General features: G+C 71.1%; 17 protein-coding genes and 1 pseudogene. 9 read left to right on the top strand and 9 right to left on the bottom strand.

Going from position 1 to position 12239, the window contains the following annotated elements:
* On the bottom strand, positions 1 to 231 hold a 231-nt coding region (locus AB0F91_RS45340), incomplete at its 3' end, for a hypothetical protein (protein ID WP_360608406.1).
* A 95-nt stretch (positions 232 to 326) separates the two neighbouring features.
* Between AB0F91_RS45340 and AB0F91_RS45335 the strand changes: the two genes are divergently transcribed.
* The 3 genes from AB0F91_RS45335 (at position 327) to AB0F91_RS45325 (ending at position 2039) form a co-directional block, all read left to right on the top strand.
* A complete protein-coding gene (locus tag AB0F91_RS45335) occupies positions 327 to 671 on the top strand; it encodes a hypothetical protein (RefSeq protein WP_360608404.1) in 345 nt (114 codons plus the stop codon).
* 48 nt (positions 672 to 719) lie between these two features.
* On the top strand, positions 720 to 1076 hold the full coding sequence (locus tag AB0F91_RS45330; protein ID WP_360608402.1) for a hypothetical protein: 357 nt from the start codon (positions 720 to 722) through the stop codon (positions 1074 to 1076).
* Positions 1077 to 1178: 102 nt separating this feature from the next.
* Complete coding sequence (locus AB0F91_RS45325) at positions 1179 to 2039, top strand: alpha/beta hydrolase (RefSeq protein WP_360608400.1); 861 nt, start codon at positions 1179 to 1181, stop codon at positions 2037 to 2039.
* A 77-nt stretch (positions 2040 to 2116) separates the two neighbouring features.
* On the opposite strand, the gene AB0F91_RS45320 is transcribed toward AB0F91_RS45325, so the two are convergent.
* The gene (locus tag AB0F91_RS45320; RefSeq protein WP_360608398.1) at positions 2117 to 2695 is read right to left on the bottom strand and encodes a TetR/AcrR family transcriptional regulator; all 579 of its coding nucleotides are present in this window, start codon (positions 2693 to 2695) and stop codon (positions 2117 to 2119) included.
* Between the two features lie 203 nt (positions 2696 to 2898).
* On the opposite strand from AB0F91_RS45320, the gene AB0F91_RS45315 reads away from it, so the two are divergent.
* A complete protein-coding gene (locus AB0F91_RS45315) occupies positions 2899 to 3144 on the top strand; it encodes a hypothetical protein (protein ID WP_360608396.1) in 246 nt (81 codons plus the stop codon).
* Between the two features lie 10 nt (positions 3145 to 3154).
* Here the strand turns inward: AB0F91_RS45315 and AB0F91_RS45310 are convergent, their stop codons facing one another.
* On the bottom strand, positions 3155 to 3769 hold the full coding sequence (locus tag AB0F91_RS45310) for an MBL fold metallo-hydrolase (protein ID WP_360608394.1): 615 nt from the start codon (positions 3767 to 3769) through the stop codon (positions 3155 to 3157).
* 53 nt (positions 3770 to 3822) lie between these two features.
* Positions 3823 to 4413 carry a TetR/AcrR family transcriptional regulator gene (locus tag AB0F91_RS45305; protein WP_360608392.1) on the bottom strand — a complete coding sequence of 197 codons (591 nt, stop codon included), beginning with the start codon at positions 4411 to 4413 and terminating at the stop codon, positions 3823 to 3825.
* 140 nt (positions 4414 to 4553) lie between these two features.
* Here AB0F91_RS45305 and AB0F91_RS45300 point away from each other — a divergent pair, with 140 nt between their 5' ends.
* From AB0F91_RS45300 to AB0F91_RS45285, 4 genes are read left to right on the top strand one after another with little or no spacing between them, the layout of a single operon-like run.
* Complete coding sequence (locus AB0F91_RS45300) at positions 4554 to 5801, top strand: sialidase family protein (RefSeq protein ID WP_360608390.1); 1248 nt, start codon at positions 4554 to 4556, stop codon at positions 5799 to 5801.
* On the top strand, positions 5798 to 6541 hold the full coding sequence (locus AB0F91_RS45295; RefSeq protein ID WP_360608388.1) for an alpha/beta fold hydrolase: 744 nt from the start codon (positions 5798 to 5800) through the stop codon (positions 6539 to 6541). The genes AB0F91_RS45300 and AB0F91_RS45295 overlap by 4 nt, the downstream gene beginning before the upstream one ends.
* Positions 6542 to 6551: 10 nt before the next feature.
* Positions 6552 to 7019 (top strand): nitroreductase family deazaflavin-dependent oxidoreductase, encoded by a 468-nt coding sequence (locus tag AB0F91_RS45290; protein ID WP_360608386.1) that lies wholly within the window; start codon positions 6552 to 6554, stop codon positions 7017 to 7019.
* Between the two features lie 33 nt (positions 7020 to 7052).
* Entirely contained in the window at positions 7053 to 7385 is a 333-nt protein-coding gene (locus AB0F91_RS45285) for a YciI family protein (protein WP_360608384.1), read from the top strand.
* A 3-nt stretch (positions 7386 to 7388) separates the two neighbouring features.
* Here AB0F91_RS45285 and AB0F91_RS45280 read toward each other — a convergent pair whose 3' ends face one another.
* The 5 genes and pseudogenes from AB0F91_RS45280 to AB0F91_RS45260 form a co-directional block, all read right to left on the bottom strand.
* Positions 7389 to 8306, bottom strand: a complete 918-nt coding sequence (locus AB0F91_RS45280; RefSeq protein ID WP_360608382.1) for a sigma-70 family RNA polymerase sigma factor — start codon at positions 8304 to 8306, stop codon at positions 7389 to 7391.
* A gap of 1 nt (position 8307) precedes the next feature.
* Positions 8308 to 8697, bottom strand: coding sequence for an SgcJ/EcaC family oxidoreductase (locus AB0F91_RS45275; protein WP_360608380.1), 390 nt, complete (start codon positions 8695 to 8697; stop codon positions 8308 to 8310).
* A 59-nt stretch (positions 8698 to 8756) separates the two neighbouring features.
* Positions 8757 to 9989: a sigma-70 family RNA polymerase sigma factor gene (locus tag AB0F91_RS45270; protein ID WP_360608410.1), complete on the bottom strand. Its 1233-nt coding sequence runs from the start codon at positions 9987 to 9989 to the stop codon at positions 8757 to 8759.
* Positions 9986 to 10369, bottom strand: a complete 384-nt coding sequence (locus AB0F91_RS45265; protein WP_360608408.1) for a YciI family protein — start codon at positions 10367 to 10369, stop codon at positions 9986 to 9988. The genes AB0F91_RS45270 and AB0F91_RS45265 overlap by 4 nt, the downstream gene beginning before the upstream one ends.
* A gap of 102 nt (positions 10370 to 10471) precedes the next feature.
* A pseudogene (locus AB0F91_RS45260) lies at positions 10472 to 10648 on the bottom strand (MFS transporter); the annotation flags it as partial.
* 3 nt (positions 10649 to 10651) lie between these two features.
* Between AB0F91_RS45260 and AB0F91_RS45255 the strand changes: the two are divergent.
* Positions 10652 to 11767 (top strand): FAD-dependent monooxygenase, encoded by a 1116-nt coding sequence (locus tag AB0F91_RS45255; RefSeq protein WP_360608378.1) that lies wholly within the window; start codon positions 10652 to 10654, stop codon positions 11765 to 11767.
* Positions 11768 to 12239 lie beyond the last annotated feature (472 nt).

Here is a 12239-nt window from a genome sequence, read left to right as displayed (position 1 = left end):
GCCTGGCAGCAGCCAGTAACGACCACTCACGATGGATGACCCCAGGCGTACCGCGCTAATCTCTAGGTCGCAGGTTCGAGTCCTGCCGGGGGCACCACCAGCGGAAATGCCGCGCGCGGTCAGCGCGCGGCATCCGCCGACGGCGAAAAATCTGCGCACGGCACGGGTCGCGTCGACAAGGTCGACAGCGCCCACTGTGGACGGCCCGCCCGAGCCGCCGATCTTCCACACGACCGGACGTCGGATCGCGCAGCGGCCGAATGGGCCAACAGTTCCGGGCCGAGTTCCACTTGAGACACGCTTGTTATCTGGCAGCGCCACGCGGAATGCGCGACGGAACGGTCACGCGCAGCCACAACAACCCCACCGAGGACCCCGTGGACCACAACGAATCGCGAAACCGGCGGCGCGCCGGGAACCGGGCGGCGCGCGCGCTGTTCGACGAGGCGCGGCGCGCCGGGCTCGTGCGGCGGCACCTGCTCAAGCTGCACTACCTCGCCGATCACCCGCAGCACGGCGAAAACCCGGTCGCGCCGTTCCTGGTCGGCGGCACACCGCGTCGACGCCGCCGGACACCACCCGCGGTTCAGCTGGTGTTCGACTTCGCGCCGGAAGCGGAACCGAACAACGACAGGACAGCTCCCAGACAGTCCACATCGGACGCTGCCTGACGCCCGACCGTAGGCGAACCGTATCGTCGAGTGACGAAAGGAGGGGCCGTGGACGTCGAGCAGGTGCGGGAGACCGCCACCGAACCGTACGTGGACGGGGTGCCGGTGCTCAGAGTCGTCGACGTCGTCGGGCGGCAGTCCGGGGAGTCGAGGCCGGTGGTGCTGAACGTGACGGAGCTGGGCGGCCGGCAGTACGTCTGCGCACCCGACGGCCGCGGCTGGGTGCGCAACCTGCTCGCCGCCGGGTATTGCCGCGTGGAGCGCGACGGGCCCCAAGGTCGGGACACCGTCCGGCGCGTCCGGCCCGTCGGCGACGAAGAAGCACAGCCCGTGCTCCAGGTCCAGGCCACGAACTTCCCGGACAGTCGGCCCACGACTGTGCTGCGCCTGGAGCCCTTGACCTAGCCCCAGACACCCCATTAGGTGATGCACGTCATCTATCGCTCCCAAATAGATGAGAGGCATAATCTAAACAAGGAGATCGACCCAGTCGAAGGAGTCCCGGAGATGTCGCAGACCATCACCCCCAGCCAGCTGACCGCCCCGAACCTCACCATCGAGGCCGGCAACGGCGTCACCTACGCCTACCGCCGCTTCGGCAACACCGAGCGCGACGTGCGCCCACTCGTCTTTCTGCAGCACTTCCGCGGCAACCTCGACAACTGGGACCCGCAGCTGGTCGACGCGATCGCCGCCGAGCGCGAGGTGATCCTGTTCGACAACACGGGCGTCGGCGGCAGCTCGGGCGCCACGCCGCGCACCGTCACCGCCATGGCGCACGACGCGCTGGCCTTCCTCGACGCGCTCGAGCTCACCGACATCGACGTGCTCGGCTTCTCGCTCGGCGGGTTCGTCGCGCAGGAACTCACCCTCATCCGACCCCTGCTAGTGAACCGGCTCGTGCTCGCCGGCACCAGCCACGAAGGCGGCCACGGCTTCCACACCTGGACCGGCGAGACCGGCAACGCCGCCATGTCCGACGAGCCCGCCGCCGAGCACCTGCTGCACCTGTTCTTCGCGAAGACCCCGACCGGGGTCGCGAAGGGCTGGGAGTTCGTACAGCGCATCTTCACCCGGACCGAGGACCGCGACGAGGGCGTCTCGCTCGCCACCCGCGACGCACAGCTCGACGCGATCAGCGCTTGGGGCATCCCCGACCCGAGCCGCCTCGCGCGCCTCGCCGCCATCACGCAGCCGGCGATGGTCGCCAACGGGGACAACGACATCATGGTCCCCACGCCCAACTCAAAGGTCCTGGCAGACCACCTGCCCAACGCCCGCCTCGCGATCTACCCGGACGCCGGACACGGCTTCCTGTTCCACTACGCCACCGAGTTCGCCGGTGACGTCAACGCCTTCCTCGGCTGACCCTCCACATCGGACAATGGTCCGGCACCACCGTGCCGGACCATTGTCATGCGCTCAATCAAAAATCCACAAAGGCCTCACTCATGTGAGGTCTCGACCACCCGCCGGCGCGCGGCTTCCAGGATCTCGTCCGACAGGGGATCCCCCGCCGTCCCCCTCGCCAGGTACAGCGCGCCGACCAACGTCGCCAGCGTCGCCATGTGGTCCTCCCGCGTCGCGGACTCGCCGTCGAACTCTGCGAGCAAGTCGAGGAACAACCGCACACCGTCGGCATACGACTTGCGCAGCGGGCTCCCTTGCCCGTCCCGCGCCGACTCACCGCCGAGCGCCGTCGCGGGACAGCCTTCGCCAGGCGCGTCCCGGGACTCCTGCGACATGTACGAAGCCGCCAGCTCCGCGCGACGCTCGCTCACCGAAGCCTCGGGGATCTGCCGCAGCCGCGCCGCCAGCTGCTCGAACGCCTCCGCCGCCGCTTCCCCGGCCAGCGCCTCCTTCGACGCGAACTGCCGGTAGAACCCGCCCTGCGTGAGGCCGACGTCGCCCATCAGCTCGGCCACGCTGACACCGCCGACACCCCGCTCGCGGAACAGCCGCGCGGCTGCCGTGACGACCTCGCTGCGGTGCCGATCGGCTTCGGCTCGCGATACGCGTCCCATGCGTCCTCCTCGGAGAAACCTCCCCTCATGATATATGACAACCGTCATCTTTTCCTCGTCGACGACCGTGACGCCCGCGACAGCCCACGCAAGCCCGAGCGACCGGCCCATGACACGTTGGAGTGACCAAAGGGGTGGAACCACCGAAACCCGGGCATTTCCCGAAAGCGGAAACCCCGCATCCGAAGGAAAGGACGGCGGAGATGAAAACCCGAATCGCTTCCTGGGCCACGGCCGGCGCACTCGTGTGCGGCGGGCTGGTGGCCACCGCCCTGCCCGCTGCGGCCGACCCGGTGCCCGGCAACCCGGACCGGTTCTACGCCTACTGCTCCATCGACGTGCTCGGGTTCCCCTTGGCCTACACGGAAACCGACGCCGCCCACGCGTCGCACGAATGTTCCTACGTGCTCTACGGCGTGGACCTCACGATCGCCTGCGAAAGAATCTGACCACAACCGCTCAAATCTGCCCGGCCCACGATTCCACTCGCTCGGTGCCGATGTCGGTGTCGTATCCGTGACCCGGGTGCACCATCGTTTCATCGGGCAGCACGAGCAATTTCCGGCGCACCGAATCGTGCAACGTCGAGGAGCTCGACAGCACGTCGCCGGTCATGCCAGGGCCACCGGACAGGAGCGTGTCGCCGCTGAAGAGCAGGCCTTCGTCGGGCAGGTGCAAACACACCGAACCCGCCGTGTGACCCGGGGTGTGCAGCACAACCACCGGTGAACCGGCGACGGTGAGCACCTGCCCGTCGGCCAGCTCGGCGTCGGGACGGCGGCCGGGGTTGACCCGGGCCCACAGCTTGGCGTCGCCCGGGTGCAGCAGCACGGGCGCGCCCGTCGCGTCGGCCAAGGTGAGCGCGGCGTCGGCGTGGTCGTTGTGCGCGTGGGTGCACAGGATGCCCAGCACGTCGCGGCCGTCGATCGCGGCGGCGATGGCGGTCGCGTCGAAGCCGGCGTCGACCACCAGCACCTCCTCCTCGTCGCCGAGGAGCCAGATGTTCGTGTCGACCGCGAACGACACCCCGTCGAAGCGGTAGTTCCCGGCGGTCACCGTGAGATCGACATCCACGCCCGCGACGATCGCACGCACCAACCGCCGCGGCGGTCTCAAATAGCGACAGCTCAGCGCGGCCGCAGCCCGTCGACGAGCGTCGCGATGGTCCCGTCCACCAGCTGCGCCACCGGCCGCGCCCCGCTCATCCCGCTGGTCACGAGCGAGGCCAGACCCTGCAACGTCGCGAAGATCGCGAACGCGACGTGCTCACCCGCCACCACGTCGCCGCCCGCCTGCGCCCGGGCGATCATGGCCGACGTCGCCGCGAACGTCCGGTCGGCCACCGCCCGCAGGTCACGGGCGTCCTCGCGGTTCTTCGCCGCGAACATCAGGTCCAGCAGCGCCGGCCGCCGCGTCGCGAACCCGACCCACGCCCGCGCGAACGCCAGCAGCGTGGTCGCGAACGGCGCACCGTCGTCCGCGCGCGCCGCCGCGAGCTCCTGCCCCAGTTGCTCGAAACCCCGCTCCGCGAGCGCGTCGAGCAACGCCCGCTTGTCCGCGAAGTGCTGACGCGGCGCCCCGTGGCTCACGCCCGCGTCGCGCGCCAGCTGCCGCAGCGACAGCTCGTCCGGCCCCGACTCCTCCAGCACCCGCTCGGCGTTCTCGAGCAGCACCGCCCGCAGGTTGCCGTGGTGATAGCTGGTGCGCCCCTCCGTCATGGCCCAAACCCTACGCGGGTGTAGGCAGCGACCACACCTTGACGAACCCCGCACCGCTCCCTAGGTTGTCCGGACACAGGACGTCGGACATCCCATGTCCTGCACTTCTCGCCCCATCCCCACTGACGAGGAGGCGGAAGGTGCCACGGATCCGCAGGTTCGGGACGACTCTGCTCGCGGCAGCCGCACTCGGGCTGTCGTTCACTCCCGCGGCCACGGCCGCGCCCGCGCACCACGGCTGCACGTCGTCGGTGCCGTTCATCTCCGGCTCCGAGGGCTACGACACCTTCCGCATCCCCGCGGTGGCGCGCGCCGCCGACGGGTCGCTGGTGGCGTTCGCCGAAGGCCGGCGCGACTCGGCCGGAGACTCCGGCGCCATCCGGACCGTGTCGAAAACGTCCCGCGACGGCGGCTGCACCTGGGGCCCGCTGACCGTCGTGGACAGCAACGGCGACAACACCGCCGGCAACCCCACACCGGTTGTGGCGCGCGACGGCGAGCTCGTGCTGCTGACCGTCCACAACGGACCGGTCAGCGAAGCGCAGATCGTGTCCGGCACCGCGTCCGCGCAGGACACCCGCCGCGTGTTCGTGTCCAGCAGCAGTGACAACGGCCGCACCTGGACATCGGCCCGCGACATCACCGCCGAATCCAAACTGCCCACCTGGCGCTGGTACGCCACCGGTCCGGGGCACGCTACCCTCCTGCGCCACGGCCCGCACGCCGGCCGGATCGTCGTGCCCGCCAACCACTCCAGCGCTCCACCCGCCGGCTCCACCGACTTCGGCACCGAGGCGAAGTACTACGGCGGCCACGACCTCTACAGCGACGACAACGGCCACACCTGGCACATCGGCTTCACCGATGGCGTGATCGCCGCCAACGAGACGTCGATGACCGAGCTGCCCACCGGCGCGCTGTACTTCACCAGCCGCAACCAGGGCTCCGCCGCCGACCACCGCGCCGACGGCTACAGCTTCGACGGCGGGAAGACGCTCGTGCGGCCGTACCAGGTGCAGCCGGGGACCTCCGGCACGAAGGTGGAAGGCAGCGTGCTGCAGACCACGATCCCCTGGCTGCTGCTGTACTCCGGTCCGGCTGACCCGGCCACCCGCGCCGTGATGCAGCTGCGGCTCAGCTCCGACGGCGGCCGCACGTGGCACCCGGGCCGCACGCTGACGAGCAACCCGGCGGGCTACTCCGACCTCGTGCAAGCCGATCCGGCGACCGTCGGCCTGCTCGACGAGACGGCGGACCGCCGGGCCGTACGAAAGCGTGGTGTTCCAGCGCATCCCGCTTTCCGACGTGCGCTGACCCACACCTCGGTCCTGCCGTGCCTGGGGGTGCGGCAGGACCGAGGGCCGGGGCGAAAGGGGGCACGACGATGACCGAAGACCGGTGGATCCGGCGCTACCACCCGGCGGACGACGCACCGGCGCGGCTGGTCTTCCTGCCGCACGCGGGCGGTTCGGCGTCGTTCTTCCACCCGTTCTCGAAGGCCCTGTCCCCCGACGTCGACGACGTGCTCGCCGTGCAGTACCCCGGCCGGCAGGACCGGTTCGGCGAACCGCCGCTCACGCGGATCCCGGACCTCGCCGAGGCCATCACGCAGGCGTTGCTGCCGTGGCTCGACGTGCCCGTCGTGCTCTTCGGCCACAGCATGGGCGCCACGCTCGCGTACGAAGTCGGCCTCCGGCTGGAAGCGCGGGGCTCCGGGCCGCACGCTGTCGTCGTGTCCGCCCGCCGCGCCCCATCCCGCGCGGGTGACGACACCGAACACCTGCTCGACGACAACGCCCTGCTCGCAGAAGTCGCGAACCTCAGCGGCACGGACCCGCGCGTGCTCGCCGACGAAGAACTGCGCGCCCTCGTCCTCCCCGCGCTGCGCGCCGACTACACCGCCGCCGGAACCCACACCCACCTCGACGCCCCGCCCCTGGCCGCGCCCATCCACGCACACGCCGGCGCCGACGACCCGCGTGTGACCCCCGAAGACGTCCGCGCCTGGGCGGCGCACACCACCGGCGGCTTCGGCTTCACGACCCACCCCGGCGGCCACTTCTACCTCACCGAACGGCTTCCGGACGTCGTGGCGGCACTTCGGAAGACCCTCGTGATCACCCAGTAGGGTGCGCGAAATGGGACTGCGAAAGGTCCTCACCGGGTTCGGCAAGACCACCGCCTTCGCCGCGCTCGGGCGGGCTCTCGTCCCGGTCGACCGCGTGGTGTTGCGCGTGACCGGCGGACGCCTCGGCGTCGGCACTCCGCTGGGTCTGCCGACCCTGTTGCTGACCACGATCGGGCGCACGAGCGGCGAACCGCGCCAGGTGCCACTGCTCTACGTCGAACGCGACGGCGGCTACGTCGTGATCGGCTCCAACTGGGGCGGCGAGAAACAACCCGCGTGGTCGGCGAACCTGATCGCCCAGCCCGAAGCGACCGTCAGCGTGCGCGGGCGAACCACTCCGGTCCGCGGCCGGCTCCTCGAAGGCGACGAGCGCCAGGAGATGTGGGACGCCGTGGCCCGGTACTGGCCCGCCTACGACACGTACGCCGTGCGCGCCGCCCATCGCGAAATCCGCGTGTTCCTCCTCTCGCCTCGGTAGCTTGTGCCATTCGGCCGAGTGAAGGAGAGGCGGATGCCGCACTACGCGATCCTGATCTACGAGCGCGAGACGCCCGGCGGCGTCGCGGATCTCCCGCCCGAGCTGCTCGAAGAGCACGCCCGCGTCGAGGACCGCATCACTGCTTCGGGCGGGACGCTGATCGCCGGCTACGCCACGCAGCCTTCCGCCATGACGCGGTCGTTGCGCGGCGGATCGGTGACTCCCGGCGCGTTCGCGGTGAGCCCGGAGGCCATGGCCGGCTTCTTCATCGTCGACGCGCGCGACCTCGACCACGCCGTGGAAATCGGCGGCTTCGTCCCGGTGCTCGACGGCGGCGTCGAGGTCCGGCCGCTGCTCGGCGGCTGAGCTTCAGCGCACGAGCACGGGCGCCAGGCCGAACACCGCGAACACCGCGGGGTCCTGGAAAGCGACTGTGTGCGCCACTCGGCCGTCGGCGATCGAGAACACCTGCAGCGTGTGCAGGCGGAAGTCAGAGCCGCCCCAGCAGTACGCGGCGAAGGCGGGCTGGCCGTTGGCGTGCGTGCGCTGCAGCTGCCAGCGTGTGCCACGCATCTCGAACACGCGCGCCAGGAAGCGGGCATAGTCGTCGCGACCGCGGTACCAGAGCGGGACGGGCGGCATCTCCAGCACGACCTCGTCGGTCAGCAGGGTCACCAGCGCGTCGACGTCCGCCGCTTCGAACGCCCGGACGTAGTCGTCGATCACGTCTTCGCCCGACTCGGTGAGCTCGTCGGCCGACACCCCGGCGACGCCGGCTCGCGCGCGTTGCAAAGCGCTGGTCACCGAGGCCGTGGTGGTGCCGAGCAGCTCGGCCACCTCGGCGGCGCTGAAGTCGAGCACGTCGCGCAGTACAAGCACAGCGCGTTGACGCGGGGGCAGCAGCTGCATCGCCGCGACGAAGGCGAGCCGCACGCCCGAGCGCGCGGCGGTGACGGCAGCCGGGTCGTCGGGCAGCGGCTGCAACCACGGCACGTCCAACGCCGGCACGAGCGGCTGCAGCGGGTCTTCGCTCGGGCCGCCGAGCCCCGTCGGCAACGGACGGCGGGCGCGGCCTTCGAGCGCGGTGAGGCACGCGTTGGTCGCGATGCGGTAGAGCCAGGTCCGGATCGAGGCGCGCGTGCTGTCGTAGCGTTCCCACGCGCGCCAGGCGCGCAGCATCGTCTCCTGCACGAGGTCCTCGGCCTCGTGCACCGAGCCGAGCAGGCGGTAGCAGTGCACCACCAGCTCGGCCCGGTGCGGACCGGTGCTCGCCGCGAAGTCGGGCACGTCAGTGCGCCGGGGCGTTGCTGTAGGCGGCGACCGACCACGAGCCGGCCGCCCGGGTCAGGACCCAGGTGGCGATGCGCTCGCGCTCGGCCGGCAGGGAGTCCTCGCCGGCGAACAGGATCCCGGCGCGGCTGACGACGATCGCGGTGTCACCGTCCACACGCACGTCCTGCGGCTTGTCGACGCCGCGCGAACCCTTGAGCGGGCCGGCGAACGCGGCGCCCATGTACTCGCGCACGGCGGCGCGGCCCTGGTGGAAGACGCCGGGCATCACCACGGTCGCGTTTTCGGTGTACAGCGCAGCGAAGGCCTCGGCGTCGTTGTCGGCCCAAGCGGCGTAGATGTTCTTGAGCAGGTCGCGGATCTCGGCGGGCGTGGCGGCGGTGGTCATCGTGGTGGTCCCTTCCGTGAAGTGGCTTCGCAGGGACATACCGGCGGGCCTCCCGGAACTCATCGCTGAACCGGCAGAAACTTTTCGGCCCGAGATTGCAGGTAGCGGCGCTCGGGCAGGCTCGAGGTCCGCTTGGCCGCCCGGAGGTAGTGGGCGTGAGCCGCGTCCGTGTCGCCGGCGAGCTCCAGCAGGTGGGCCCGCACGGCGTCGAGGCGATGACCCTGCTTGAGCCGGCTGTCGTCCTCGACGGTGTTCAGCAGAGCCAGTGCGGCGGCCGGCCCGTCGACCATCGCGACGGCGATCGCGCGGTTGAGCGTCACGACCGGGCTCGGCGCGAGCTCCGCCAGCACGTCGTAGAGCTCGACGATCTGCGGCCAGTCCGTGGTCTCCGTGCTCGCCGCGCGGTCGTGCAGCGCGGCGATCGCGGCCTGGACCTGGTACGGACCCACGGGTCCTCGCCCGAGGGTGCGGCTCACCAGCTCCACGCCTTCGACGATCAGCGGCACCGTCCACAAGCGACGGTCCTGGTCGGCCAGCGGCAGCAGCGCGCCCTCGTGCGTCCGCGCGGGGCGGCGGGCGTCGGTGAGCAGCATCAGCGCGAGCAGACCCGCGACTTCACCGTCGTCGGGCAGGAGCGCGTGCACGGCGCGGGTCAGCCGGATCGCCTCCGCGGTCAGCTCCACGCGGTGCAGCTCTTCGCCCGAAGACGCGGTGTAGCCCTCGTTGAAGATCAGGTACAGCACGTGCAGCACGACCTGCAGCCGCGCGGGCCAGTCCTCGGCCGAGGGCTCGGCGAACGTCGACCCCGCGGCCGCGATGCTCTCCTTCGCGCGGGTGATCCGCCGCGTCATCGTGGCCTCGGGCACGAGGAACGCGGTCGCGATCTCCGCCGTCGTCAGGCCGCCGACCGCGCGCAACGTCAGCGCGACCTGCGAGCTCGGCGTCACCGCCGGGTGGCAGCAGAGGAACAGCAGCGTCAACGTGTCGTCGTGCTCCGGCGCGCGGTCCTCGCCCGGCCCCGGCACCGCCTGCGTGACCTCTTGTGCGGCCACGTTTTCTTCGCGCCGGCGCCGGGCGCTCTCGCTACGCCAGAGATCGGTGAGCCGCCGGGTCGCGACGGTGAGCAGCCATGCGCGCGGGTTGTCCGGCACGTCCCCGTCGGCCCACTGCTCGACGGCCGCGAGCAGCGCCTCCTGCACGGCGTCCTCGCACGCTTCGAACTGGCCGTACCGGCGCACCAGCACCCCGAGCACCTGCGGCACGAGGGGCCGGAGCAGTTCGATGTCCATCAGCCGGGCTCGGGCTCGCCCTCGGCGCCGGCGAAGAACGCGACCGGGCGGACCTCGATGCCGAGGCCCTCGATGCCGGCGTCGGGGATCATCGCGGCGACCTCGAGTGCGCGTTCCCGGTTCTCGCACTCCACGAGGTAGAAGCCCGCGAGGAACTCCTTCGACTCGATGAACGGCCCGTCGGTCACGACTGGGACGCCGCCGCGCACGCGCACCACGGCGCTGTCGGCGGGCGCGCCGAGCGCCTGGGTGTTGATCATCTCCCCCGAAGCGCGGATCTTTCCGATGAAATCCCCGTGCCCGGTCATGACCGCGTCCTTGGCCTCCTCCGGGAGTCCATCCCAGACTTCGGGGTTCATGTGCATCGTCAGCAGGAACTTCACGTCGTCCTCCCCAGGGCCGGATCCTGACCGGCTCCAACTTAGCGGACGCGACCGGCTCCGGAAGCGCTCCGCGGCTCCAACAGGCCGGTGACCAGCATCGTCCGAGGATCGCGCGAACGTCGCCAAGACCGGCAGCACACCGAACGCAGCCGCGCCGAGGAGCAGCAGCTTGCGGCGCCCGACGCGGTCGCCGAGCGTGCGGATCGTGATGAGGAACCCCGCGTTCAGGAAGCCGTAAATGTCGGTGAGCCAGAGCTGCTGGACCCCGCTCGCGCGCAGCTGGTGTCGTTCACACAGTCCTCTTCGGGGGTCACCGCGGCGCTGCGTTCTCCCGGCGGCGAGGTCTCGGAGGTAGCAGCCGATTACCTGATCGCGGCCGACGGGGCGCGTAGCCCGGTCCGCGAGGCGCTGGGGATTCCGCGCAGCGGCTATGGTCACCTTGCGGACAACCTGGACATCGCGTTCCGCGCCGACCTCACGGAACTGGTGCGGGACAAGAAGTTCAACCTGTGCCAGATCGAGAACCCGGCGGTGTCGGGCGCGTTCGTGTCGGTGAACGGCACCGACCGCTGGCTGTTCTCGACGTCGGACTTCCCCGGTTCCGCGACCCTGGGTGACGACGGCTGGCGCGACCTGCTGCGCACCGTGGTCGGCGTGCCGGACCTCGAGGTGGAGGTGCTGAGTCTGATGCCGTGGGAGTCGGGCATGTACGTGGCCGACCGCTACGCCGAGGGCCGCGTCTTCCTCGCCGGCGGGGCCGCGCACGCCATGCCGCCGATGGCCGCGGCCGCCGCGAATACCGCGATCGGCGACGTCCACAACCTGGCCTGGAAGCTCGCGGCCGTGCTCGCCGGGTCGGCCTCACCCGCACTGCTCGACACCTACCACGCCGAACGCCACCCCGTCGGCTACGCGACGGCCGAGTTCTCCAGCCGCGTCAGCGGCCACCTCGGCACCATGATCGCGTCCGTGACCAGCGGCGAAGTCCCGGTCGACCCGGTCACCGCTGTCTTCGGCGTGCAATACGACGAGGGCGCCTTCGTCCCCGACAGCCGCGGTCCCGCGCCCTCCGACCACTACGCACCCGGTGGCCGGCCCGGCACCCGCGTGCCCCACGCCTGGGTCTCGCCCGGGTTGTCCACTGTGGACCTGGCAGGCCCGGGCTTCGCGCTCCTGACTTCGCCCGGCGAGACACGCTGGACCGCGACGGCCCGCCACCTCGGCCTCCGCACCGTCGCGGTCCCCGACCCCACCTGGCTCGACTCCGTCGCCCTCTCACCCGATGGCGCCCTCCTGCTCCGCCCCGACGCGGTGGTCGCGTGGCACTCGTTGTCCACCGTCCCCCTCGCCGACGCCTGTGCCCGCATCCTCGGCCAACCGGCGGCCGTCGGTGGTTGACCACTCGCCCGGGGCGGGCGTCCGACGCGGTTCGCCCCCGCGCTCGGCCCAGCTCATCCGCCCACCACGCTCGGCACTGTTCAGCGACCGAGGTACTCCACCGGATCTCTCGCCCAGCCCACATGCGCGTCAGGCCGAACCAGTGCCTCCCCTCCGCGCCGCCTCGCGCAAACACCACCTGGCCCGGCCGGAGCGGGAGGCGGTAGTCACCAACGAAGACGTGACTGCCACGCAACGGCCGGCACGGGCCGCCGCCCAGGCAAACCAGCTCACCGGCCTAAGTGCTCCACCGCGTCCCACCCAGGCACCATGCGCGTCAGGCCGAACCAGCCGCTCCGCGTCGCCCCGCGCAAACACCACCTGGTCCAGCCGGCTCGGGAGGCGGTAGTCACCAACGAAGACGTGACTGCCACGCAACGGCCGGCACGGGCCGCCGCCCAGGCAAACCAGCTCACCGGCCTAAGTGCTCCAC

Source organism: Amycolatopsis sp. NPDC023774 (genome assembly GCF_040639695.1).
In the GTDB taxonomy this organism is placed as follows: Bacteria; Actinomycetota; Actinomycetes; order Mycobacteriales; family Pseudonocardiaceae; genus Amycolatopsis.
Note: the sequence above shows the minus strand (reverse complement) of the source record. Positions and strands in the feature narration are given on the sequence as shown.

Bases quoted from the DNA above. Each gene is read 5' to 3' on its own strand.
- AB0F91_RS45335 (WP_360608404.1), top strand. From the start codon at position 327: ATGCGCGACGGAACGGTCACGCGCAGCCACAACAACCCCACCGAGGAC.
- AB0F91_RS45325 (WP_360608400.1), top strand. From the start codon at position 1,179: ATGTCGCAGACCATCACCCCCAGCCAGCTGACCGCCCCGAACCTCACC.
- AB0F91_RS45320 (WP_360608398.1), bottom strand. From the start codon at position 2,695: ATGGGACGCGTATCGCGAGCCGAAGCCGATCGGCACCGCAGCGAGGTC.
- AB0F91_RS45315 (WP_360608396.1), top strand. From the start codon at position 2,899: ATGAAAACCCGAATCGCTTCCTGGGCCACGGCCGGCGCACTCGTGTGC.
- AB0F91_RS45305 (WP_360608392.1), bottom strand. From the start codon at position 4,413: ATGACGGAGGGGCGCACCAGCTATCACCACGGCAACCTGCGGGCGGTG.
- AB0F91_RS45295 (WP_360608388.1), top strand. From the start codon at position 5,798: ATGACCGAAGACCGGTGGATCCGGCGCTACCACCCGGCGGACGACGCA.
- AB0F91_RS45290 (WP_360608386.1), top strand. From the start codon at position 6,552: ATGGGACTGCGAAAGGTCCTCACCGGGTTCGGCAAGACCACCGCCTTC.
- AB0F91_RS45285 (WP_360608384.1), top strand. From the start codon at position 7,053: ATGCCGCACTACGCGATCCTGATCTACGAGCGCGAGACGCCCGGCGGC.
- AB0F91_RS45275 (WP_360608380.1), bottom strand. From the start codon at position 8,697: ATGACCACCGCCGCCACGCCCGCCGAGATCCGCGACCTGCTCAAGAAC.